General features: G+C 73.5%; 23 protein-coding genes. 13 read left to right on the top strand and 10 right to left on the bottom strand.

Going from position 1 to position 21,632, the window contains the following annotated elements:
* Window positions 1–19: 19 nt before the first annotated feature.
* From GA0070624_RS17920 to GA0070624_RS17910, 3 genes are all read left to right on the top strand, one after another.
* Entirely contained in the window at window positions 20–997 is a 978-nt protein-coding gene (locus GA0070624_RS17920) for a DUF2267 domain-containing protein (RefSeq protein WP_091342603.1), read from the top strand.
* An 80-nt stretch (window positions 998–1,077) separates the two neighbouring features.
* Entirely contained in the window at window positions 1,078–1,899 is an 822-nt protein-coding gene (locus GA0070624_RS17915) for a spermidine synthase (protein ID WP_091349007.1), read from the top strand.
* Between the two features lie 9 nt (window positions 1,900–1,908).
* A complete protein-coding gene (locus GA0070624_RS17910) occupies window positions 1,909–3,030 on the top strand; it encodes an AI-2E family transporter (protein WP_091342601.1) in 1,122 nt (373 codons plus the stop codon).
* Between the two features lie 3 nt (window positions 3,031–3,033).
* On the opposite strand, the gene GA0070624_RS17905 is transcribed toward GA0070624_RS17910, so the two are convergent.
* Window positions 3,034–4,332 (bottom strand): NAD(P)/FAD-dependent oxidoreductase, encoded by a 1,299-nt coding sequence (locus GA0070624_RS17905; RefSeq protein ID WP_091342599.1) that lies wholly within the window; start codon window positions 4,330–4,332, stop codon window positions 3,034–3,036.
* Window positions 4,333–4,534: 202 nt separating this feature from the next.
* Between GA0070624_RS17905 and GA0070624_RS17900 the strand changes: the two genes are divergently transcribed.
* Both GA0070624_RS17900 and GA0070624_RS17895 read left to right on the top strand, forming a co-directional pair.
* Complete coding sequence (locus GA0070624_RS17900) at window positions 4,535–6,142, top strand: hypothetical protein (RefSeq protein WP_091342598.1); 1,608 nt, start codon at window positions 4,535–4,537, stop codon at window positions 6,140–6,142.
* 62 nt (window positions 6,143–6,204) lie between these two features.
* Window positions 6,205–6,405 carry a hypothetical protein gene (locus GA0070624_RS17895; RefSeq protein ID WP_091342596.1) on the top strand — a complete coding sequence of 67 codons (201 nt, stop codon included), beginning with the start codon at window positions 6,205–6,207 and terminating at the stop codon, window positions 6,403–6,405.
* 44 nt (window positions 6,406–6,449) lie between these two features.
* On the opposite strand, the gene GA0070624_RS17890 is transcribed toward GA0070624_RS17895, so the two are convergent.
* Window positions 6,450–8,120 (bottom strand): recombinase family protein, encoded by a 1,671-nt coding sequence (locus tag GA0070624_RS17890; protein ID WP_176731753.1) that lies wholly within the window; start codon window positions 8,118–8,120, stop codon window positions 6,450–6,452.
* 30 nt (window positions 8,121–8,150) lie between these two features.
* On the opposite strand from GA0070624_RS17890, the gene GA0070624_RS17885 reads away from it, so the two are divergent.
* From GA0070624_RS17885 to GA0070624_RS34820, 3 genes are all read left to right on the top strand, one after another.
* Complete coding sequence (locus GA0070624_RS17885) at window positions 8,151–8,873, top strand: zinc-binding metallopeptidase family protein (protein WP_245718854.1); 723 nt, start codon at window positions 8,151–8,153, stop codon at window positions 8,871–8,873.
* A gap of 88 nt (window positions 8,874–8,961) precedes the next feature.
* Complete coding sequence (rpsD, locus tag GA0070624_RS17880) at window positions 8,962–9,576, top strand: 30S ribosomal protein S4 (RefSeq protein ID WP_091342593.1); 615 nt, start codon at window positions 8,962–8,964, stop codon at window positions 9,574–9,576.
* Window positions 9,573–9,731: a hypothetical protein gene (locus GA0070624_RS34820; RefSeq protein WP_176731752.1), complete on the top strand. Its 159-nt coding sequence runs from the start codon at window positions 9,573–9,575 to the stop codon at window positions 9,729–9,731. Before rpsD ends, GA0070624_RS34820 begins: the two co-directional genes overlap by 4 nt.
* Before the next feature lie 88 nt (window positions 9,732–9,819).
* Here the strand turns inward: GA0070624_RS34820 and GA0070624_RS17875 are convergent, their stop codons facing one another.
* Entirely contained in the window at window positions 9,820–10,353 is a 534-nt protein-coding gene (locus GA0070624_RS17875; protein WP_091342592.1) for a GNAT family N-acetyltransferase, read from the bottom strand.
* Between the two features lie 116 nt (window positions 10,354–10,469).
* Between GA0070624_RS17875 and GA0070624_RS17870 the strand changes: the two genes are divergently transcribed.
* The 3 genes from GA0070624_RS17870 (at window position 10,470) to GA0070624_RS17860 (ending at window position 14,285) form a co-directional block, all read left to right on the top strand.
* On the top strand, window positions 10,470–10,694 hold the full coding sequence (locus GA0070624_RS17870; protein WP_091342590.1) for a hypothetical protein: 225 nt from the start codon (window positions 10,470–10,472) through the stop codon (window positions 10,692–10,694).
* Between the two features lie 229 nt (window positions 10,695–10,923).
* Entirely contained in the window at window positions 10,924–12,534 is a 1,611-nt protein-coding gene (locus GA0070624_RS17865) for a glycosyltransferase family 4 protein (RefSeq protein ID WP_091349005.1), read from the top strand.
* Window positions 12,531–14,285 carry a glycosyltransferase family 2 protein gene (locus GA0070624_RS17860; protein ID WP_245718853.1) on the top strand — a complete coding sequence of 585 codons (1,755 nt, stop codon included), beginning with the start codon at window positions 12,531–12,533 and terminating at the stop codon, window positions 14,283–14,285. The genes GA0070624_RS17865 and GA0070624_RS17860 overlap by 4 nt, the downstream gene beginning before the upstream one ends.
* Window positions 14,286–14,333: 48 nt before the next feature.
* Here the strand turns inward: GA0070624_RS17860 and GA0070624_RS17855 are convergent, their stop codons facing one another.
* The 6 genes from GA0070624_RS17855 to GA0070624_RS17830 all read right to left on the bottom strand — a co-directional run bounded on the left by GA0070624_RS17855 (window position 14,334) and on the right by GA0070624_RS17830 (window position 19,516).
* Complete coding sequence (locus GA0070624_RS17855) at window positions 14,334–14,627, bottom strand: DUF6510 family protein (protein ID WP_091342588.1); 294 nt, start codon at window positions 14,625–14,627, stop codon at window positions 14,334–14,336.
* Window positions 14,628–14,686: 59 nt separating this feature from the next.
* Entirely contained in the window at window positions 14,687–15,421 is a 735-nt protein-coding gene (locus tag GA0070624_RS17850; RefSeq protein WP_245718852.1) for a ferredoxin reductase, read from the bottom strand.
* A 19-nt stretch (window positions 15,422–15,440) separates the two neighbouring features.
* Window positions 15,441–16,031, bottom strand: coding sequence for a sulfite oxidase-like oxidoreductase (locus GA0070624_RS17845; protein WP_218105394.1), 591 nt, complete (start codon window positions 16,029–16,031; stop codon window positions 15,441–15,443).
* A gap of 122 nt (window positions 16,032–16,153) precedes the next feature.
* The gene (locus tag GA0070624_RS17840) at window positions 16,154–17,173 is read right to left on the bottom strand and encodes a TerC/Alx family metal homeostasis membrane protein (protein WP_091342582.1); all 1,020 of its coding nucleotides are present in this window, start codon (window positions 17,171–17,173) and stop codon (window positions 16,154–16,156) included.
* A 134-nt stretch (window positions 17,174–17,307) separates the two neighbouring features.
* Entirely contained in the window at window positions 17,308–18,339 is a 1,032-nt protein-coding gene (locus GA0070624_RS17835) for a glycosyltransferase family 9 protein (protein ID WP_218105192.1), read from the bottom strand.
* Window positions 18,332–19,516, bottom strand: coding sequence for a glycosyltransferase family 4 protein (locus GA0070624_RS17830; RefSeq protein ID WP_091342580.1), 1,185 nt, complete (start codon window positions 19,514–19,516; stop codon window positions 18,332–18,334). Before GA0070624_RS17830 ends, GA0070624_RS17835 begins: the two co-directional genes overlap by 8 nt.
* 78 nt (window positions 19,517–19,594) lie before the next feature.
* Here GA0070624_RS17830 and GA0070624_RS17825 point away from each other — a divergent pair, with 78 nt between their 5' ends.
* On the top strand, window positions 19,595–20,758 hold the full coding sequence (locus GA0070624_RS17825; protein WP_091342578.1) for a CaiB/BaiF CoA transferase family protein: 1,164 nt from the start codon (window positions 19,595–19,597) through the stop codon (window positions 20,756–20,758).
* Between the two features lie 11 nt (window positions 20,759–20,769).
* Here GA0070624_RS17825 and GA0070624_RS17820 read toward each other — a convergent pair whose 3' ends face one another.
* Window positions 20,770–21,177, bottom strand: coding sequence for a DUF2267 domain-containing protein (locus GA0070624_RS17820; protein WP_091342576.1), 408 nt, complete (start codon window positions 21,175–21,177; stop codon window positions 20,770–20,772).
* Between the two features lie 154 nt (window positions 21,178–21,331).
* Between GA0070624_RS17820 and GA0070624_RS17815 the strand changes: the two genes are divergently transcribed.
* Window positions 21,332–21,604, top strand: coding sequence for a DUF2795 domain-containing protein (locus GA0070624_RS17815; RefSeq protein ID WP_091342574.1), 273 nt, complete (start codon window positions 21,332–21,334; stop codon window positions 21,602–21,604).
* Window positions 21,605–21,632: the final 28 nt, after the last annotated feature.

The raw sequence follows: 21,632 nt of genomic DNA, 5'->3' as shown, positions 1-21,632 counted from the left end.
ACGAGGAGCGAGGTGTCCGATGCGCAAGCAGATGGAGGGCGACAACCAACGCCGCCGGGCCCTGGCACGGGAGGCCCGGGAGCGGGGCCTGCAGCCCAGCGAGGCCAGTGCGAGCCTGAGCGCGTCCAAGCAGACCACCTCCCTGGACCGGAAGAACCGCCATGGTCCGACGGCCGCCGGACGGCGCAAGCCGAACACCACCCGGGGTGGTCCGGCCCCGCCGCCCGCCGCCGTGGAGCAGAGCCCGCGGCCCCTGCCCGACCCGGGCCTGGGGGCGCCCCCGGTGACCCGCATGGGGTACCGCGACCTGGTCGAAGACGTGTGCCGTCGAGCCGGGGTCGACTTCTCCACCGCCAAGGTGGGCGCCGAGGCGACCGTGCTGACGCTGGCCTGCGCGCTCGACCAGCCGGACCGTGAACGCCTGCTCGAGGCGGTGCCGATGAAGTTGCACGACGTGATGCCGGTGGACGGCATCGGGCGGCACCGGGACCTGCCCGGGTTTCTGGCCGAGGTGGGACGGCGCAGTCGCCTCACCCCGGAGCAGGCGCGCTACCACGCGCAGGCGACCCTCGCCGCGCTGGCCGACGGCGACGGCGACCTGGTCGAGTCGCTGCACGTACCGGACGGGTTGCGCGAGTTGCTCGAGCCGCCAGCGGCCGGCGGCGGCGTGGTGGGCACCGTCAGTGCTCCCGCGCCACTGACCGAGCAGGAGCTGCGGGACGCGCTCGGCGGGCTGCGGTACTGGTCGAGCGACCGCCGGTCGCTGGTGCGCACGATCGAACTGCCGGCGGACAACCTGGAGCGGGTGCTCGACCGGCTCGACCACCTCCGCGTCGAGATCGGCCGCGGGCCGCAGATCGGCCGGCCGGGGCCGGACAGCGCGGTGCTGACCGTACGGACCCGCGAGGCCGACGCGGTGACCGCCGGAGACATCGAGCTCGCCCACCGGATCGACGACGCCCTGGACGAGGTGGGCGCCGGCATGAACTACGGGTGACCACGGGCACCGGCCGGCGGGCCTCCGCCCGCCGGCCCGACCACACCGGCCGCCGGCGGTGTCGGCTACCGTTGCCCGCCGTGGAGACCGCCGCCGATGACCTGGAGCTGGTCGTCGACCCGGCCCGGCGGACCGGGCGTACGCTGCTCGCCGCCGGGGTGGAACAGTCCTACGTGGACGTGGCGGATCCGCGCCACCTGGAATTCGAGTACGTTCGCCGGATGGCCGCGGTGATCGATCTCGCGGCGCCGAAGGGGCGGCCGCTGGCCGCGCTGCACCTGGGCGGCGGCGCGCTCACCCTGCCCCGCTGGCTCGCCGCGACCCGGCCGGGGTCGCCACAGCGGGTGATCGAGCGGGACCCGGCGGTGGTGGACCTGGTCCGCCGGGCGCTGCCCCCGCTGCCGCCCGAGGTACGCGTCGACGTCGCGGACGCTCGGGCCGCGGTGACCGCCGCGCCGCCGGCCCGGTACGACCTGGTCCTGGCCGACGTCTACCGGGCGGCCCGGATGCCCGGCCATGTGGGCACCGTCGAGTTCGTCGCCGAGGTGGCCCGGACGTTGAGTTCGGACGGGATCTACCTGGTCAATATCACCGACCTGCCTCCGCTGGTCTTCTCCCGGAGCCAGGTGGCCACCCTGCGGGCCGTCTTCGCCGACGTCTGCCTCGTCGCCGACCGGCGCATGCTGCGCGGCCGCCGGTACGGCAACCTCGTGCTCGCCGCCGCGCACCGGCCCGGCCGGCTGCCGGTACGCCGACTCGCCGCCCGGGTGGCCGCCGACCCCGTCCCCGGCGGGGTGCTGCACGGGGCGACGCTCGACGCCTTCGTCTCCGGTGCCCGACCGGCCAGCGACGCCACCCTCGGCGCGGGCTGGGACGGGTTTCCGGGCGGTCGGGCCGGGTAGCCGCGCCGGATGAGCGATGCCGCGGACCAGGGCACCGCCCGCCGGGTGCTGATTGTCATCGGCCTGGTCCTGGCCACCCTGGTCGGCCTGGCACTGGTCTCGGCCACCCGGCGGGTGCTCAGTTGGGTCGTGGTCGCGGCCTTCTTCGCGGTGGCCCTGAAGCCGCTGGTCGACCGGCTGGAACGGCGGCTGGTGCGGCACCGGGCGCTGGCCACCCTGCTGGTGTTCCTGGCCGCGTTCGGCCTGCTCACCGCGCTCGCCGCGATGATCTTTCTGCCGTTGCTGGACGAGGTGGGGCGGTTCGCCGACCGGGCCCCGGACCTGCTGCGGGAGACCCGGGCCGGCCGGGGGCCCGTCGGCCAGCTGCTGGAACGCCTCAGGCTGTGGGAGTACGCCAGGAGCCACGCCGAGGAGATCCAGCGCTACGGGGCCGGGCTGAGTCAGCAGGCCGTCGGGCTGCTCCGGGGCGCGCTGCAGACGCTCGCCGCGTCGATCACGGTGGTCGTCCTGGCGTACCTGATGGTGCTGGAGGCCCCGAAGATCATCGCCACCACGCTGGCTGCGGTCGGCGACGGGTCGGCGGAGCGGCTGCGCCGCGTCGGCCGGGACAGCTCCCGCGCCATCACCGGCTACTTCAGCGGCAACCTGGTGATCAGCATCATCTGCGGCGGCCTGACCTTCCTGGTCCTCGTCCTGACCGGGGTGCCGTTCGCCGGGGTGATCGCGCTGCTGGTCGCCATCGCGGACCTGATCCCGCTGGTCGGCGCGACCCTCGGGGCGGTGATCGCGGCCGGGGCCGGATTCCTGCACTCCCCCACCGCCGGCATCGTGGTGCTGGTCTTCTTCGTCGTCTACCAGCAGGTGGAGAACCACCTGCTGCAACCGGTCATCATGTCCCGCACGGTCCGGCTCAACCCGCTGACCGTCCTGGTCAGCGCGCTGCTCGCCGCCGAGCTGGCCGGTCTGCTGGGCGCTCTGCTGGCCATCCCCGCGGCCGGGATCGTTCAGGTCCTGCTGCGCGAGTTCGGCCCGGCCGGCTGGCGTGCGTCGGCCGGCCACACCGTCGGGCCGGAGCAGGGGCGGGCCGGCGGTCGGGACTCCGGGACGGCGAGCCCGCCGGCCGGTGGGTGACCCTCAGGCCCGGCGCACCACCTCGGGGGACTCGCTCTCCAGCGGTACGGCGTTGGCCGGCACCAGGCCGAGCTGGACGGCGGGGCGCTGCAGGGTGGCGTCGAGCAGCCAGTCGGCCCCCACCCGGGCCCGGTTGCTCGGCATGGCATACAGGTGGTAGCCCCGGGTGACCGCCTTCGCGGGCAGGCCGGACAGCGACACGTTCAGCGGGTTCGCGGCGGCGTCCCGGCCGCCCAGGTCGACCACCCAGCCCAGCTCGCGGTGCTTGTACGGCTTGCGGGTGCCCTGGCCGTAGGAGGCGGCGATGTTGTGCGCCGCCAGCTTGCCCTGCCGCTGCGCGTGCTGGGCGGTCATCGTGCTGATCTGGCCGGGACGGGTCGGGTCGGGAACGGCGGCCGCGTCGCCGCAGGCGTACACCTCGGGGAAGCCGGGGACGTTCAGGTACTCGTCGACCACCAGGCGCCCCTGCTCGGTGCGCAGCCCCAGCTCGGCGACGAAGGGGTCGGGGCGTACCCCGACGCACCAGACCAGGCTGCAGGTGGGCACGTACTGGCCGTCGGTCAGCATCACCCCGTCCGGGGTCGCCTCGGACACCGAGGTGCCCATGCGTACGTCCACCCCGCGCCGCCGGAGCACCCGGTCCGCGGTGTCGGACATCCGCTTGCCCAGCTCGGGCAGCGGCCGGGGAGCCACGTCGAGCAGCATCCAGCGCGGGCGGATGTTCAGGTGCGGACGCTGGGAGACGAGCCGGTCGGTGAAGAGCTGCCCGTGCGCGGCGACCTCGGTGCCGGTGTAGCCGGCGCCGACCACCACGAAGGTGGTGCGGGCGCGCTGCTCGGCCGGGTCCTCGGTCAGCTCGGCCAGCTCGATCTGCCGGATCACGTGGTCGTGCAGGTAGAGCGCCTCGGGCAGGCCGCGGAAGCCGTGCGCGTAGTCGGTCACCCCGGGGATCGGTAGCAGCTTGTTGACGCTGCCGACGGCGAGCACGAGCCGGTCGTACGCGAGCTGACCACCGTCCCCCTCCGCGTTGCGGTAGCCGACCCAGCGGTTCTGCAGGTCGACCCGGTTGGCCTCGCCGATCACCACCCGAACGCCGTTGAGGGTGCCGGACAGCGGCACTGCGATCCGGGTCGGTTCGACCACCCCGGCGGCGACCTCGGGCAGCAGCGGCAGGTACAGGAAGTAGTCGGTCGAGTTCAGCAGCACGATCTCGGCCCGCTTGGCAGCCAGGCGGCTCAACGTCTTCGCCGCGTGGTATCCGGCGAACCCGGCCCCCACGATCACCACACGAGGTTTCGTCATGCCTGCTGCCGTTCCCGTCGAAACCCCCGACAAACGTCGGTACGAAGGGAGCAGCCGAACTCCCCCGTACGGGCGCGGCAGGCCGGCCGAACCGACCAATTCCGCCCGGGTATCTCTGCGCCGGGAGGGTACGGGGCACACGGGACAGACCCACCCTGGATACCCTTCCGGAGATCAACTTTACGGACGGTGAGGATCCCCTATGGTCACCGAGGCTCCCGAAGCCACGGAAGATGTCCGCCCGCCGGCTTCAACGCCACGGTGGTCGCTGCGGCGCCTGCCCTGGCGCCACCTGCCGCTCGTCGTGCTGCTCGCGGTCTACCTGGCCGCGCGGGTCCGGATCCTGACCGGTTACACCCTCTTCACCTCCGTCGACACCGGCTCCTACAGCGCCCGGCCCGACCTGCCCATCGAGACGCTCTCCTTCACCGGCCACGCGCCGCGCCCGTGGGGCGTCCCACTGCTCTACGCGTTGGTCGGCACCGATCCGGCCCGCGTGGCGCTGCAGTGGACGATCAGCACCCTGGCCTGGTCGCTGCTGACCGGTGCCTGCTGGGCGCGGCTGCGGTCGCTGCCGGCGCGGATCCTGGCCGCCACGGCGCTGCTCTGCCTGGCGCTGAGCCGGTCCATCTATCCGTGGGACCACGCCCTGCTCTCCGAGTCGCTGTCCATCAGCCTCGGCATCGCCGCGCTGGCGCTGCTCACGATCTGGGTCACGACCCGCTCCCGGCTGGCGCTCGGCGCGCTGGTACTGGTCGCATTCTGGTGGACGTTCACCCGGCAGGACGTGCTGCCGTACGTCCTGCTGCTCGTCGTCGTCCTGGTCGGTCACGCGCTGCTTCGGCGGTACCGGTGGAGCGCGCTCCTCGCCACGGCGGTGCTGCTCGGCGCGGTCGGCTGGCAGGCCGCCATCGTGCCGGTCGTCGACCAGAGCTACCGCTCCTGGGGCACCGGCCTGAGCCTCTCGGAGGCGACGTTCGTCTATCGGCTGCGGTTCCAGGTGATGAACGACCCGCAGGTCAAGGCGGCATACCAGGACGAGTTCGGGATGCCCCGGTGCGCGCAGGCGGAGCGGGTGGCCGCGGGCCGGTACTGGGCGATGGGCCCGTTCATCAAGGCCTACCGTGACTGTCCGGCCCTGATGGACTGGGCGGCGCGGGAAAGGGGATCCGTCGGCTACCGGTACGCGCGGGCCCACCCGAAGGAATACACCGAGCAGGTGCTCAAGGTCCTGCCGGTCTCGCTGGCCGGCACCGAGGGCCGGTACGCCGCCCCCGTGCCGGGCCTGCCCGCCTTCCCGGAGCAGGTCTTCTTCCCGGACCGGGACCGGGTGCTGCCCCAGGCGAGCGTGGTGTTCCTGGTGGCGCTCGCCGTCGGCCTGCTGGCCCGGGCGTTCAGACGGGCCCGCTGGCTGGCGGCCGCCGGCGCGCTGGTCGCGCTGGCGAGCACGGCCAGCGCGGTGGCCGGCATGATGTATTCCGCCGGCGAGTACACCCGCTTCGGCATCCAGGAGGCCGTCCTGCTGCGGGTCGGTCTGATCATCCTCGCGGCCGCGGCGGTCGAGGCCGTGCTGGCGTGGTTCGCCGACGGCGTCGCCGTACTGCGCCGCCGGCGCGGCGCCGCTGACGACGGATCCACCGGCACGGACCGGATGCCCGACGACGACCCGGCCGAGACGGGCGCCCCGCCGATGAGCAGCGAACCCGACGACGCCGACCGGCCCGCGGTCGGTGCTGACGACCGGCCCGCGGTCGGTGCTGACGATCGGATCGCGGTCGGCGAGCCGGAGGGCACACCGGCACGCGCCTGATCTCAACACATCCAGGCCGAACGATATAGACAAACCTCGTCTCCCGGGGCGAGGATGCGCTGATGAGATCCCACGACACCGCCGGCGACCGGCCCATGAGGTCGACCCGGCGCACCTTCCTGTCCCGTCGCAAAGCGGCGGAGGCACGCCGCGAAGCCTGGTTCGAGCGCCACCCCAAGAAGGCGCCGCCGATCACCTGGGAGCAGTGGGCAGCCGCGAATGCGGCGCTCGGGATCAAGGTGAAGCGCCGGGAAGCCGCATAGAGAAACCCCCAGCATCCGTGCTGGGGGTTTTTCGTGCTTCCGGTCTACCTCCACACCGGCTCGATCAGGTCCTCATCGAACTCCCGCGACCCCGGCCTGACCACGCGGCCCAGCTTCTGGTTCCACACCGGCTCGATCGGCAGGATTAGCACCGCCTCCAGGTACCGCTCGATGAACGCGCGCTTCTCATGGACCGTGGCGGTGTCCCAGCCCTTGCGCACGTCCCTCGCCTGGTCAGCAGACGCCGTCCGGTTCTCGACCACCGAGCGGGCAGCCAGAAGCTCGTCCCGCTCCTTGACCAGCTCGGCCCGCATGGCGAAGTAGTCCTTCGACGGCAGCCTCTGGCTCCTCTCCGGGTGCTTCCACTGCGTCCACAGCTCCTGGAGCAGTTCCTCGATGTCCTCCAGGCGCTCCTTGTCCCCGTCGTCCGGCTCGTCGACCGGCCCGCCGGCCTCGGACAGCTCGTCGTGGCGCTTGAACACAATGTCGCGGATCAGCTCGTCCACCTTCGGCATGCTCCGGGTGTTGCTCCCGCACCCACCGTCCAGCTTGCCGTAGCACTGATAGCGGAAGTAGCGCGTGCCGCGGATCAGGCTGCTCACGCCCGTCATGCGGGGGTGGTGCTGGCACTTGCCGCACCGAACCAGCCCGGAGAGCAGGTACTTGCGGTTGCCGCCCACCGTGTAGTCCAGCGCCGGCTTCGCCGACTCGCCAATCCGTGCGATCAGCGCGTCCCACTTGTCTCGGGTGATGATCGGCTCCCACTGGCCGACAACCTCGGTGCCGTCCGGCTTCTTGACGACCTCCCAGTGGTCGCTCACCCGGCCGGTGGCGCCCGCAGAGCGCACCATCCTCGCCCTCAGCCCGCACAGCCGGGGGTTGCGCAGCATCGACAGGAACGGCGACCACTTCCAAGTGTTGCCGCGAGGGGTCAGCACGCCCCGCTCATGCCAGTCGTGCATGATCCCCGTGGGCGTCACGCCGGCCAGGATCTTGGCGACGGCCTGGCGGATCTCCTCGGCCTCGGCGTGGTCGATCGTGCGCTTGTCTTCCTGCCAGCCGAAGGGCCGGTGGGCGCCAACGGGGATGCCGGCCTCGGCCAGCTCCTGGTGCTTGCGCCTGGTCCGGCGGGCAGTGTCGGCGCTCTGCTTGTTCGCCATCGCAACCATGACGCGGGCCATCGCCATCCCGTCGTCGGTGTTGAGGTCCAGCGAGCCGGTAACCCCCTCGAACCGGCGGCGATAGTACGTCGCCAGCTCGATCGCGTCCTCCAGGTCGCGGTTGTCACGCGCCAGCCGGTCGATGTTCGCCACGACCACGCCCTGCTGTGCGCCCGTGCGCAGAGCCGACAGCATCTTCTGCCAGCGCGGCCGGATCACCCGCCAGACGTAGTAGCGGAAGCCCTCCGGGTCGGCCATCGTGATGCGCTTCTTCTTGAACGCCGAGGTATCGTTTTCGACGTAGAAGACGATCTGGGAAGCACCTCGTACGAGAGCGTGCCCTACAGTGTCTACCCCCTGTCGCCGCACGCCGCCCTCGTCCTCATTGCGGTCGTCGGAGATACGTAGGTAGATCGCCACGTCCATCCCGGCGAACCTCCGGGCATGGTCGGGCAGCAGGTCAAGGCCCAGTTGCCCGCGGGCGAGATCCCCCGAGAACCTGACGCCGTCGAGTTCTTCAGTGGGCCGCTGAAGCAGGGCGACGAGATCGAGCATGACCATCAATATATACGTTCAGGGCCGAGCATGGAATCCACCGACATCATCGGCAGCAGCACCGCCGACGACGGCACCCGGGACCCGCGCAGCATCCGGCTCTTCGCCGAGGGGGTGCCGACGGCGGAGACCCCGGCCGAGGCGAGCACCCGGCAGTCGGTCGGCGGCGAGAACGACTCCCCCTCGCGTCAACTCGCCCGGTTCGTCAGCGACGTGGCGGAGAACGGCGCCACCGGGATGCGGGTCCGGGTGATCTACCGGCGGGACCGGTACCTGCGCGGCAGCGACCACATCTCGTTCCTGCGGGAGGGCTGGCCGGCCGGGCGGTTCACCGAGCCAAACGAGGACTTCGCCCACCAACATCAGGACGTCCGGATGGTCGACGGCGTGCAGTACGGCGACCTGCCGGAGTTCTGCGACTTCGACTACATCACCCGGGTGGCCCTGGTCAACGGCGCCGCGCTCTGGTCGCTGGCGCAGGGCCCCGGTACGCCGACGGGCGTCACCATCGTGACCACCAACCTCACCAACAACACGACGCTGCGCTGGCAGCGCGGCACCGAGCCGGACCTGGCCGGCTACGAGGTGGTGTGGCGGGAGACCAGCGCCGCCGAGTGGCAGAAGGTGATCCCGGTCGGCGACGTCACCGAGGTGACCATCGACCTCTCCAAGGACAACGTCTTCTTCGGCGTCCGGGCGATCGACGGCGCGGGCCACCGCAGCCCGGTGGCGTTCCCCCGCCCCGGCAGCTGACGGCCCGGCTCATCCGGATCGGGTGGGGTGGTCTCACCCGACGGCGGCGGAGGGTGGTGGGACCGCGAGAGCCGAGGGAGGAAACGACATGGCGGTCCGGACCAGAGTACGTCCCTCGCCCGAGGACGTCGTCCCGCTCCACCCCGCGCACGGCTACCGGCTGCGGCGGCAACGGCACCCGATCGGGGTGCGCGGCGGGCCACGGCGTGCCCCGCGCGGGTACTGGTTGGCCGACGCCGAGCAGCGGCACCAGGTACGCGCCGGCTACGAGCTGCGGGAGCGGCAACTGGCCCGCGCCCTGGCCACGGCGGCGCGGCAGCCCGGTGACCCGACCGAGAACCTGGTCGGGCAGCTGGAGCAGCGGATGGATGCGCTGGTGCATCGCGCGAGCTTCGCCCGCTCCATCGACGAGGCCCGTGATCTCATCGCCCACAACATGTTCACCATCGACGGCGGCAAGGCGAACCGCCCCTCGTACCTGGTCCGCCCTGGGCAGACCATCGAGGTACGGCCGGACCGGCAGTGCCGCGCCCCGGTCGCCGTCGCGGTGGCCAGCTACGCCGAGGGCGACGCTCCGCCGTACCTGGAGGTCCGGCCGGAGCGGTTCACCGCGACGCTGACCCGGGAGCCGCGGCGGCAGGAGGTGCCCGTGCTGCGGGACGTCCCGCTCGCCGTCCACGCAGCCGAAGGGAGCCCGCGATGAGGGTCCTGCCGAACGACCGGCGCATCACCAATTACCTGCGGCAGAGTGGCCGCACGCAGCTCACGCCCCGGCAGCAGCGGCGCGTGGAGCACAAACAGGCGCGGATCGAACGCCTGACCGGGCAGCGCCCGCAGGCCCGCGGCCCGGGACGCTGAGCCGACCAGCGGTGGCGGTCGTCGTCCGGCGACCGCCACCGGCCCTTCTCAGCGGTTCGGCCGGCCCCGGCGACCGCCACCGGCATCTTCAGCGGTCCGGGCGGGCCGGCGCGGTGATCGCCCACCGCTCGTGGTCGCGCCACGCCCCGTCGATGAAGAGGTAGTCCGGCGAGAAGCCCTCCAGCCGGAAGCCGAGCTTGCGCGCCACCCGCTTCGACGGTTCATTGCCGGGCTGGATGTTGGCCTCCAGCCGATGCAGCCCCAACGCGGTGAAGGCGTGGTCGATCACCAGGCGGATGCCGGCCGAGGCGTGCCCGGTGCCGCTGTACGGCAGGAAGGCGGCATAACCGAGATAACCGCCGCGCAGCGCGCCCATGACGATGCCGGTGATGGTGGCGTACCCGGCGATCTCCCCGGTGACGAGGTCGCAGAAGAGGTAGCCGGAGCTGCCCCGCGCCCGCACCTTGCGCAGGTACGCGGCATACCTCTCCGGGTCGTCCGGCGCGGAGAGCCAGGGGTGGTGCAGGTCTCGGCTGCGCCGGGCGGCGGCGACGAATTCGGCCTCGTCGGCGGGGCGGGGACGGCGGATGCCGACCGGGCCGCCGGTACGCAGGTATCTCACGTGGGCCTACTCTCGCCCACCCCGCCGACCGATGTCCAACCGGGGTCGCGTCGACCCGCGTCAGTCGCCGGGAAGCGATCAGGTGACCCGCCCATGCGCGGGTCCTCCGTCATGGCGTGACCGGCGCGCCGTCGCGCCCGGACGTCAATCTGCGCGGTGGTCGGCATGACCACCATCTCCACGGCCGACTCGGCCCCGACTTTCTCCGCCTCTGGACCGCCGGCGCGGTCTCCAACCTCGGCGACGGGGTCACCATGGTCGCCGGACCGCTGCTGGTCGCCGCTCTCACCCGGGATCCGGCCGCGCTGGTCTGGCGACGGCTGGCCGCCACCGACGACTGACCGCCACCGTCGGCGGGGAGGCCCGTCCGGTCTCCCCGCCGGCGTCCCCCGTGTCCTGCCTCACAACGCAACCGCCGCCTGTCGGTCGCCCGTGCGTCACGTTGACGTCGCCGTTCGGACGACTGGCTCCACGAGCGTGGTGTCACGCCGGACCGGCCGACCGACCAGCGGAGGACCAGCAGTGGGACAGGACGAGGCGACCACGGGGCCGCGCCGTGGCCGGATCGTCATGCTCGTCGACAACAAGGTCGAGGGCGACTCGCGGGTGCAGAAGATCGCCCGGTCGGCCGCCGAGGCGGGCTGGGACGTGACCCTGCTCGGCCGGTCGCCGCACGAGGCGGAGAGCCGGTGGCAGCTCGGCGCCGCCGAGGTCCGGCTGCTGCCGATGCCGAACCCGCTCGACCGGCGCCGGCACGAGTTCCGCCGCTCCTGGCTGCGCTGGCCGCTGGCGTACCGGCCGGGCGGCATCGCCGAGCACCGGGCGCAGTGGGTGCGGGCCTGGCAGGCGGACCTGACCGTCCGCGCCGCGCTGCTGGAGCAGCGAGCCCGCGCCGGCGACCTGGACCCGGCCCGGGTCCGCCGGGTCCGCCGGGGACTGCGGCTGCGTTCCGCCGCGGCCCGGCTGCTCGGCCGCTGGGTGTGGCTGCGCACCAAGATGATGAACCGGGTCCGCAGCGGTCGGAAGTTCCGCAACCCGTGGGACCGGGCGTACACGCTGTTCTGGCAGGCGGTGCGGGGCGACCGGGCCTGGCGGCGGCTGGAGCCGGGGCTGTGGGACTACGAGCTGGCCTACGGCCCGGAGATCGACCGGCTGCGGCCCGACCTGATCCACGCGCACGACTTCCGGATGCTCGGGGTCGGCGCCCGCGCCAAGATCCGCGCCGCCGCGCAGGGGCGCCGAGTGGCGCTGGTCTGGGACGCGCACGAGTTCCTGCCCGGCATCAAGCCGTGGCGCGACCACGCCCGCTGGCTGCCGGCGCACCGCGCGCACGAGCGGGAGTACGCGCCGTACGCCGATGCGGTGGTGACCGTCTCGGCGGACCTGGCCGAGCTGCTGCGCCGGGAGCACCGGCTGCCCGAGCCGCCGGCGGTGCTGCTGAACGCCCCCGCCGTCGAGCACCGCCCGGCCGACGATGCGGCGCCGCCGGACATCCGGGCCGAGTGCGGCATCGGCGCGGACGTGCCGCTGCTGGTGTACGGCGGAGCGGCGGCGCCGCAGCGGGGCCTGGACACCCTGGTCGACGCCCTGCCCCGGCTGCCCGGCGTGCACGTCGCGCTGGTGGTCAACCCGGCGCTGCGGTACGTCGAGCAACTCGCCGCCCGAGCCGCCGCGCTCGGCGCGGCCGACCGGCTGCACGTCCTGCCGTACGTGCCGCACTGGCAGGTGGTCCCCTTCCTGGCCGGCGCCGACGTCGGAGTGATCCCGATCCACCGCTGGCCCAACCACGAGATCGCGCTGATCACCAAGTTCTTCGAGTACTCGCACGCGCGGCTGCCGCTGGTGGTCAGCGACGTGCGGACCATGGCCGCCACCGTTCGGGCGACCGGGCAGGGCGAGGTGTTCCGGGCCGGCGACGTCGACGACTTCGTCCGCGCGGTGACCGCCGTACTGGCCGACCCCGCCCGGCACCGGGCCGCGTACGACCGGCCCGGCCTGCTGGCGGGCTGGACCTGGCAGGCGCAGGCCCAGGTGCTGGAACGGGTGTACCGCCGGCTCCTGCCAGACGCCGGGCAGCCCGCGAAGCCCGACCCCTCGACGCCCGGCGCGCCCACGCCCCAGCCCTCGACGCCCGGCGCGCCCACGCCCGACCTGCCGACCACGCAAGGAGCGATCCGATGACCGCGCCCGACGTCAGCGTCGTCGTCCCCGTCTACAACACGATGCCGTACCTGCGGACCTGCCTGTCCTCGCTGCTCGAGCAGACCATCGGCACGGACCGGATGGAGATCGTCGCGGTGGACGACGGCTCCACCGACGGCAGCGGCCGGCTGCTCGACCGGCTCGCCGCCCGCCACCCCGGCATCAAGGTGGTGCACCAGGCCAACTCCGGCGGCCCGGCCGCGCCCTGCAACCGCGGCCTGGAGCTGGCCACCGGGCGGTACGTCTTCTTCCTCGGCTCCGACGACCACCTCGGCCCGGAGGCCCTGGAACGTCTGGTCGCCGCCGCCGACCGGTACGGCTCGGACGTGGTGCTCGGCAAGGTGGTCGGGGTCAACGGCCGGCACGTGTTCTCCGACGTCTTCGCCGCCGGGAACGCCGTCGACGTGGACCTCTTCGACTCCGCGCTGCCCTGGTCGCTGGCGAACACCAAGCTCTTCCGCCGGGAGCTCGTCGACCGGTACGAGCTGCGCTTCCCGGAGGACATGCCGGTCCTCAGCGACCAGCCCTTCACCCTGGCGGCCTGCTACCGGGCGCGGCGGATCTCGGTGCTCGCCGACTACGACTACTACCACGCGGTACGCCGGCTGAACGCCCGCAACATCACGTACCACAGCCGGATCGAGCAGCGGCTGATCAGCGTGGATCGGCTCTTCGCGTTCGTCGCCGAGCTGATCCCGGCCGGCCCGCGCCGCGACGCGGTGCTGCGCCGGCACGTCGGCCTGGAGCTGGCCAACCTGGTCGGCGACGACTTCCGCCGGCTGGACCGGCCGGCCCAGGAACGAGTGCACGAGGTGGTCCGCCGGCTGGTCGAGCGGCACGTCACCGACAACCTGCGCGGCCAGCTCGACATCGAGGCGCGGCTGCGGCTGGGCGCGGTGACGGCGGGCGGCGTGGACGCCCTCCTCGCGGTGATCGAGCAGGACGCCGAGCGGGGCGTCCCGCCGACGGTGGTCGAGGGCGGCCGGTGGCACGCCGGCTACCCGGGCGCGCGGGCCGGCGGCTGGGCCGACGTCACCGACGTACGGGCGGACTGGCTGGCCAAGCTCGACACCGTCGAGGTGCGCTGGGAGGACGGGCACACCCTCGCGGTCACCGCGCGCAGCCCGTACCCCCGCTTCGCGGCGGGGGCCGGTCCGGTCCGGCTGCTCGCCGGGCAGCTGGCGGGCAACACCCTGCTGGACGCCACCGACCCGACCGGCCGGACCGTCCGCACTGACTTCCCGGTGGAGCGGCTGCTGGCCGCCAGCGCGGCGACCGGACAACGTCACCCGGTCCGCGCCGAGCTGACCGGCGCGTACGGCAGGGGCAGCGCACCGGTCCGCGCGCCGCGGCTGCTCGCCGGGCGACCGCGGCTGCACCGGCGCGGCCTGCGCCTCTACGGCGTCGCCGCGACCGTCGACCCGCGCAACGGGCAGCTCGTCCTCTCGGTGGTCCCGGTGACCGTCGGGCAGCTGGTCAGCCGGCTGCGCCGCCGCTGGCGGCGGACCGGTCCGGCCGTTGCACCGGCCGTACCCACCGCGACGCCGGCCGCCCAGCCCGCCGGACCCTCGGCGCCCCCGGCGCCCCAGCCGGCCCGGCCCGCCATCTCGTCGAGCCACGCACCTGGTTCCTTGGCGGTCGCCACTCCAGGCAACCACGCCGAGCCGGGCCGGGCGGACGACCTGCCGATCGGCCAGCTCACCACCACGAGTTCATCCGCCGGACGGTAACCGGAGTGGATGGTGCCGGCGACCGGGTTTCCGCGCCGACAGCGCTGGTCAGAGGGGGCCCGGGTGGGGCTGGTCGAGCGGCATCGGGACCTCGAGGAAGGTGGCGCCGCGCAGGTCCAGCCAGGCCCGGTCCGACGAGCGGACCAGCCGCAGCATCACCTCGGTGCAGGCTGGACAGCGGGCCACCAGCCCGGGGGCGTGCGAGAAGACGTGCAGCCCCGCCATCGGACCCGCCGTCCCGCAGTTGTCGCACCGCGCGGTCGCCGCGCTCAGGTCCACGGCGAACAGCTCACGAAGCGGTCCGTCGAGCATGTTGCCGTCCAGGTAGGACATGTCTGCCATCTCGCCCTCCTCGTCCGTCGGGCCCGTCGCGCGTCGTGCCCGGCGGTCCGGGCGCGGCGTCAGCCGGTCGGGCCGAAGCGTTCGGTCTTCACCCGTCGGGTCTGGTGGCCCAGCCCGACCAGCACGTCCGCCACTGTCTCCACGAAACCGGTCGGTCCGCAGACGTAGCAGAGCGGCTCCAGGTCGGGCGGCCACCCGTGGGTGTTCACGTCGGCCACGCCGATCCGGTGCGGCTCGCCCCGCCACCCCTCGGGCGCCTCCCGCGTGTAGACGTACGCCACGTCCAGGCCGAGGTCGTCCCGGGCGCGGCGGCGCAGCTCCTCGGCGTAGAAGACGTCGGCCGGGGTGCGGACGGAGTAGATCAGCCGGAACGGAGCGCGGTTGCCCGCCGCCCGCCGCGCCCGGATCATCGCCATCAGCGGCACCACGCCCGAACCGCCGGCGATCAGCAGCACCGGGGCGCTCTCCTCGGTACGCCAGACGAACCAGCCGCCGACCGGGCCGCGTACCTCCACCGGGTCGCCCTCGGCCCAGACGCCGATCAGGTACGGCGACACCTCGCCGTCGGGCACCTTCTGCACGGTCAGCTCGATCCGGTCGCCGTCGGCCTGCCCGGCGAGGGAGTACGACCGGGCGGCCTGGTAGCCGTCCGCGGCGGTCAGCCGGACGTCGACGTGCTGCCCGGGCCGCTGTCCTGGCCAGCCCGGCACCTCCAGCACGAGGGTCTGCGCGGTCGGCGTCTCCCACCGGCGCTCGACGAGCCGGGCCACCCGCCAGGTCAGGGGCGCGCTCACCCGGCCACGCACCGCATGGTCAGTCGCCCTGGTACCGCTGCTCGCGCCACGGGTCACCGTAGTCGTGGTAGCCGGCGGTCTCCCAGAAGCCCGGTTCGTCCACGGTCTTCAGCCGGACGCCGCGCACCCACTTCGCCGACTTCCAGAAGTAAAGGTGCGGCACCAGCAGCCGGGCGGGTCCGCCGTGCTCGGCGGGGAGCGGGCTGCCGTCGTAGGTGTGCGCCACCCAGGCCCGGCCGCCGCGCAGGTCGTCGAGCGGCAGGTTGGTGGTGTACCCGCCGTAGGAGTGGGCCAGCGCGTAGTGCGCGTCGGTGTCGATCCCCTCGAGCAGGGTGTCCAGCGAGACCCCCTGCCAGTTGGTGGCGAGCTTCGACCAGCGCGTGACGCAGTGGATGTCCACCGTCGCCGTCTCCTGCGGCAGGCCCATCAGCTCCGTCCAGGACCAGCGGAATTCCGCGCCGGTCTCGGTGGTGATGACGAACTCCCAGGTGTCCAGCGGCACCTTCGGCGTCGGGCCGGCGGAGAGCACGGGGAAGTCCTCGGTCAGGTACTGCCCCGGCGGCAGGGCCGGCTCGGCAGTACGGGGTCGGCCTTGGAAGCCCGGCGACACGATTCCCACCCGTCAGTCGTACCACCGCGAGTCCGCCGGGCGGGGCCGTTCGCCCGTACCTCGGCGGGCGGAAACCGCGCGGATCCGGCGGCGGCCGGTCGGGCCGCCGGTGCCGGCCGGGTTCAGTGCCGCTCGGCGACGGCCTTGTTGGCCTCGGACGTGTCGTCGCGGGTGGCCCGCAGGCTGGTCAGCGTCACGACCACCAGGACGCCGATGATGAAGCCGAGCGAGGCCAGGGTGGGAATCTGCGGCACGCCCTCCCAGATGCCGTGCGCCCAGTGCAGGCCGAGCTTGAGGCCGATGAAGGCGAGGATGATGGCCAGGCCGTAGCTGAGGTGCACCAGCCGGCTGAGCGCCGCGTGCAGCACGAAGTAGAGGGCCCGCAGGCCGAGCAGGGCGAACGCGTTGGTGGCGAAGACCAGGTACGGGTCCTCGGTGATGCCGTAGACGGCGGGCACTGAGTCGACGGCGAACACCACGTCGGTGGCGAGCACCGCGACGACCACCAGCGCCAGCGGGGTGAGCGTTCGGCGGCCCTCCTGCCGGACGGTCATCCGCGTGCCCTGGTACTCGTCGGTGACCGGCATGATCCTGCGGAGCAGCCGCACCGACCGCATCGTGTTGATGTCGATCTTCTGCTCGTGGCCGGAGACGGCGTCCCGCAGCAGCTTGATCGCGGTGACGATGAGGATGACGGAGAAGAGCAGGAAGGCGAAGTCGAGGGTCTGCAGGGCGGCCGCGCCGAGAGCGATGAAGACGGCCCGGAGCACCAGCGCGCCGGCGATGCCGTAGAGCAGCACCCGCTGGGCGAGCACGGTGGGCACCGCGAAGGCGGCCAGCAGCAGCATGAAGACGAAGAGGTTGTCGACCGAGAGCGACTTCTCCACCAGGTAGCCGGTCAGGTACTGGACGCCTAGCTCGGAGCCGTACCGGGCCCAGACCCAGCCGCCGAAGGCGAGCGGCAGCGCGATGTAGAACGCCGACCAGCCCAGCGCCTCCCGCATCTTCACCTCGTGCGGGCGGCGGGTGATGAGGAAATCCAGTACCAGCAGGGCGAGCACGCCGGCGATGGTCACGGCCCAGAGCGCGGGCGTACCGACCGAGGACAGCTCCCCGGCGGACAGGTACGACAGATCGGTCATGGAGTCTCCTCGAACACCGTGTCATGTTCGAGGTCTCCTTCACCCGCACTTCGCGGGCAACCATCCGAGGCGCGCTCGGAGCGCACCGTACTGACCGGAATGGTTCTGGGAAGTACTCCCCTCGTCCGACCAGGTTAGGGCAACCTTGGTTGGTTCGCCAAACAGCGCCCCGCCGCCGCGCCGGTGGCGTCGAGCACGGCGTCGAGGACGACCGGCACGCCCAGGTCGGCCATGCACGCCGGGCCGGTCCGATCCAGCGGGCAGGCCGCCTCCCACCAGCAGGGCTGCTCGGTGATCGCGGTCGGCTGGCGATGCGGGCAGCTCGGCGACCCCTGCAGGTCGACGCCGCCGATGCCGTACCGGCGGGCGTCGGTGGCGCCGAAGAGGGCGACCGTGGCGGCGCCCGAGGCCGCGGCGAGCCGGACCGGCCCGGTGTCCGGGCCGACCACCACCCCGCCCCGCCGGCCCACCGCCTTGAACTGTCCGGCCAGCGTCGGCAGGTCGCCCCGGGGCAGCGGAACGCCGGGCGGGTCCTCGTCCGCCCCCACGGTGAGCACCGGGTGGCCCCGCTCGGTCAGCGCCGCCGACAGCTCCCGCCAGTGCCGCCGCGGCCAGCGCTTCACCGCCATCCCGGCGTCGTTGACCAGCACCACCGGGGGCGCGACCGGGTCGCCGACCAGCCGGGCCACCGTCCGCTCGCCGGCCGCCCGGGCCTCCTCTTCGACGTGCACCCGCGGCAGGGCCGTCAGGTCGACCCGGTCCAGCAGTCCCTCCACGTGCAGGATCTCCAGGTAGCGGGTCCCGACCGGCTGGTCCGGCGGCGGCCGTCGCCACAGGTCGGTCACGCACCGGGCGCCGGAGGCGGTCAGCAGGTCGGGGATGCCGTCGTACCGGGTGGTGGTCACCGCCAGGTCCGGCCGGCTCTCGGTGAGCGCCTCGACCACGGCCGCCCGCTCCGCGCCCGGGCGGCCGTGCCGCGGGGTCCGCACCTCGGTCACCGCCGGATCCGCCCGGACGAGCTCGGCGCCCGGCTCGTGGGTGAGCACCCGCAACCGGGCGCGGGGGTTGCGGCGGGCCAGGCCGTGCACGGCGGGCAGCAGCATCAGCAGGTCGCCCATCCCGCCGAGCAGATCCACCACCAGGATCTCCGCGTACGCCTCAGCCACCGTGACGGCCCAGCACCCGGCGGTAGAGGTCGCGGTGCGCGCCAGCCACCCGGGGCCAGGAGTACGGGGCGACGAAGGCCCTGCCCCGTTCGGCCAGCCGGCGGCGCAGCACCGGGTCGGCGAGCAGCCGCCCGACGGCGCTGACGATGGCGGCACTGTCCCGACGGTGCCGGATCACCGCTACCGCGCCGTTGCGGTGCGGCTCGTCGTCACCGGGGTCCGGCACGGTGGCCGCGGTCGGCACGCCGTGCGCCAACGCGGTGAGCAGCGCCCCGCTCTTGGTGCTCACCCCGGCGGTGAACGGCAGCACGACCATGTCGGCGGCGTGCAGCGCGGCGGAGACCCGCTCGGCCGGCAGGTGCCCGGCGAAGGTGACCACGTCGGCGACCGCGCACCGCCGGGCCAGTTCGTCCAGCTCTGCCCGGTACGCCCGCGCCTCGGCCTCCGGCAGGGCCTGCGAGGTGAACCCGCCGACCACCAGCAGCCGCAGATCGGGATAGGCCCGGTGCAGCTCGGGCAGCGCCTCGATCAGATACCGCAGCCCCTTGACCGGGTGCACGAAGCCGAAGAAGGCCAGCAGCGGGGCGCCCTCGGACAGCCCCAGCTCCTCCCGCAGCCGCCAACCCGCGCTCGTCGCGCCGGAATGGTCGGTGACGTTCGGGGCGATCGGGATGTGCACCGGTGTCACTCCGGTCCGGTCCCGGACGGCCGTGCCGTGCCCGCCGTTGGTCACCACCACGGCGGCGCTGGCCGGGACCAGCCGCCCGGTCTCCCGGTCCCAGAGCCGCGCGCGTTCCACTGGAGACCAGCACCTCGCCGGCAGCCAGCCGGGTGCGGCCCACCAGCCGTACTCGTGCAGCGTGGTCACCAGCGGGATGTCCCGGGGCAGCCGCAGCGGCAGCAGTCCGGGCAGTCCGGAGAACCGGTACGCCGACGGCGCGAACTGCACGTGGACCAGGTCCGGGCGGAGCCGGCGCACCTCGCGCGCGGCCTGCACGGTGGCGGCGAGCCAGCGGACGGACGACCCTCGCCCGCCCGGACGGACCGCGACGGCGGTGGCCTCGACGTCCACCTCGGCCAGGGCGACGAGCAGGTGGTCGACGTAGTCGCTCACGCCGTCGTGGTCGGGGCGCCCGGGACCGTGCAGCATGGCCACCCGGATCCGGTCGTCGGCCACGCCACTCCCTCCGCTCGGACGTCGCCGCCGGGTTCCCGGCCCCTTACCGGGCAAACGCGGACCGCCTATGGTGACCCGATGACCGACGACGTTGCCGCCCCGACCGGCCCGCTCACCGGCGTACGGGTGATCGAGCTGGCCGGCATCGGTCCCGGCCCGTTCGCCGCGATGATGCTGGCCGACCTGGGGGCGGACGTGGTCCGGGTGGACCGGACCACGCCGGCCGGGTTCGGCAGCCCGCCCGGCGACCTGTTGAACCGGGGCCGGCGCTCGGTGGCGGTGGACCTCAAGTCGGCCGAGGGCCGGGAGGTGGTGCTGGCCCTGGTCGCCGGGGCGGACGCCCTGCTCGAGGGGTTCCGCCCAGGGGTCACCGAGCGGCTCGGCCTGGGCCCGGCCGACTGCCTCGCGGTCAACCCGCGGCTGGTCTACGGCCGGATGACCGGCTGGGGCCAGGACGGCCCGCTGGCGCCGTACGCCGGGCACGACATCGACTACCTCGCGCTCACCGGCGCGCTGCACGGCATCGGCCGGGCCGGGGAGCGCCCGGTGCCGCCGATGAACCTGCTCGGCGACTTCGGTGGCGGCGGGATGATGCTCGCCCTCGGCGTGGTCGCCGCCCTGTACGCCGTCCGCGCCGGCGCCGCCGGCCAGGTGGTCGACGCGGCCATCGTGGACGGCGTGTCGGTGCTCGCCACCCAGATCCACTCGCTCCGCCAGCTCGGCATGTGGCAGGACCAGCGCGGGGTGAACCTGCTCGACGGCGGCGCACCCTTCTACGACACGTACGAGTGCGCGGACGGGCGGTACCTCGCCGTCGGCGCCCTGGAGCCGCGGTTCTACGACGAGCTGGTCCGGCTCACCGGCTTCCCGCTCCCCGGCGACGAGGCACTGGACCGGACCGACCCGGCGAACTGGCCGGCGCTGCGCGAGGCGTGGGGCCGGCTGTTCCGCACCCGTACCCGGGACGAGTGGACGGCGCTGCTGAACGAGTCGGACGCCTGCGTCGCGCCCGTGCTGGACTGGCGGGAGGCGCCGGAGCATCAGCACCTGGCCGCCCGGGGCGTCTTCGTCGAGCACGACGGGGTCACCCAGCCGGCCCCGGCGCCGCGCTTCTCCGGCACCCCGACTGGCGTACGGCGGCCGCCGCCCCGGCCGGGCGAGCACACCGACGAGGTGCTGGCCGAGGCCGGCCTCGACGCCGAGCGGATCGCGGCTCTGCGCGCCGGGGGCGTCGTCGGCTGAGACGCCGGCTACTACCGGCGCAGGGTGGCTCCCGGGGCGAGCACCGGCTCCACCATCTCCCGGTAGTCGCGCGGCATCTGGACCACCAGGTCGTCGAACTCGCCGCCGCTGACCGCCTCGCGCAACGTGGTGAAGACCGCCCGAACCGCGTCGCGAGCCCCGTTCTCGTCGAGCCGGGCCCGCTGCCCGACCCGGGCGACGAACTCGGCCGCGCCGAACCGGTCAGCCGCCTCGGTGCCGGGGCTCGGCTTCAACACCAGCTGAAGGGGTTTCGGCAACTGGGCGGCGAGGTCGAGCACCTCGCCGCCGGTCAACCGCTCGCTCAGCGTCTCCAACGTGGCCCGGGTCAGCTCGACCGCCCGCTCCGAGGACGTCCGCGTCCGCTGCGCGACCTGGTCCACGAAGGTGTCGTAGTTCATCGGTGGTACCCCCTTCGGCTGCTCGCCGGCGCCGCGTACCCGCCCGAGCCGTCCGGAAACGGCGGCGTTTTCCTCCGGAACAACGCGTGACCCGCCGCCCGGCGGGTAACCGCCACCGGTCGTGACCGTTACCAAGGCGCGAGGAGCCCATTTCATGGCGACTTACAGCGACGTCCTGCAGTACCTGTCGGCCCTGGACTACCCGGCCGAGAAGGACGACGTCGTCCGCGAGGCCGAACGGGAGGGCGCGCCGCAGGAGGTGTTGCAGGCCCTTCGGGCGTTGCCTCCGGGTCTCTACTACGAAAACGGCAACCAGGTCGCCCGGTCGGCCGGCATCGACGCCGCCCCCGAGGTCAACCCGTCGCAGCGGGCGGCGCAGGCCCGGGACAGGCGCCAGCGGGTCTCGCAGCACCTGCGCGGCATCTGACCCACCACTGCGGTGCGTCCCACCACCC

Source organism: Micromonospora rhizosphaerae (genome assembly GCF_900091465.1).
Classification (GTDB): Bacteria; Actinomycetota; Actinomycetes; order Mycobacteriales; family Micromonosporaceae; genus Micromonospora; species Micromonospora rhizosphaerae.
Note: the sequence above shows the minus strand (reverse complement) of the source record. Positions and strands in the feature narration are given on the sequence as shown.

Bases quoted from the DNA above. Each gene is read 5' to 3' on its own strand.
- GA0070624_RS17920 (WP_091342603.1), top strand. From the start codon at position 20: ATGCGCAAGCAGATGGAGGGCGACAACCAACGCCGCCGGGCCCTGGCA.
- GA0070624_RS17910 (WP_091342601.1), top strand. From the start codon at position 1,909: ATGAGCGATGCCGCGGACCAGGGCACCGCCCGCCGGGTGCTGATTGTC.
- GA0070624_RS17905 (WP_091342599.1), bottom strand. From the start codon at position 4,332: ATGACGAAACCTCGTGTGGTGATCGTGGGGGCCGGGTTCGCCGGATAC.
- GA0070624_RS17900 (WP_091342598.1), top strand. From the start codon at position 4,535: ATGGTCACCGAGGCTCCCGAAGCCACGGAAGATGTCCGCCCGCCGGCT.
- GA0070624_RS17895 (WP_091342596.1), top strand. From the start codon at position 6,205: ATGAGATCCCACGACACCGCCGGCGACCGGCCCATGAGGTCGACCCGG.
- GA0070624_RS17890 (WP_176731753.1), bottom strand. From the start codon at position 8,120: ATGCTCGATCTCGTCGCCCTGCTTCAGCGGCCCACTGAAGAACTCGAC.
- GA0070624_RS17885 (WP_245718854.1), top strand. From the start codon at position 8,151: ATGGAATCCACCGACATCATCGGCAGCAGCACCGCCGACGACGGCACC.
- rpsD (WP_091342593.1), top strand. From the start codon at position 8,962: ATGGCGGTCCGGACCAGAGTACGTCCCTCGCCCGAGGACGTCGTCCCG.
- GA0070624_RS34820 (WP_176731752.1), top strand. From the start codon at position 9,573: ATGAGGGTCCTGCCGAACGACCGGCGCATCACCAATTACCTGCGGCAG.
- GA0070624_RS17865 (WP_091349005.1), top strand. From the start codon at position 10,924: ATGCTCGTCGACAACAAGGTCGAGGGCGACTCGCGGGTGCAGAAGATC.
- GA0070624_RS17860 (WP_245718853.1), top strand. From the start codon at position 12,531: ATGACCGCGCCCGACGTCAGCGTCGTCGTCCCCGTCTACAACACGATG.
- GA0070624_RS17855 (WP_091342588.1), bottom strand. From the start codon at position 14,627: ATGGCAGACATGTCCTACCTGGACGGCAACATGCTCGACGGACCGCTT.
- GA0070624_RS17840 (WP_091342582.1), bottom strand. From the start codon at position 17,173: ATGACCGATCTGTCGTACCTGTCCGCCGGGGAGCTGTCCTCGGTCGGT.
- GA0070624_RS17825 (WP_091342578.1), top strand. From the start codon at position 19,595: ATGACCGACGACGTTGCCGCCCCGACCGGCCCGCTCACCGGCGTACGG.
- GA0070624_RS17820 (WP_091342576.1), bottom strand. From the start codon at position 21,177: ATGAACTACGACACCTTCGTGGACCAGGTCGCGCAGCGGACGCGGACG.
- GA0070624_RS17815 (WP_091342574.1), top strand. From the start codon at position 21,332: ATGGCGACTTACAGCGACGTCCTGCAGTACCTGTCGGCCCTGGACTAC.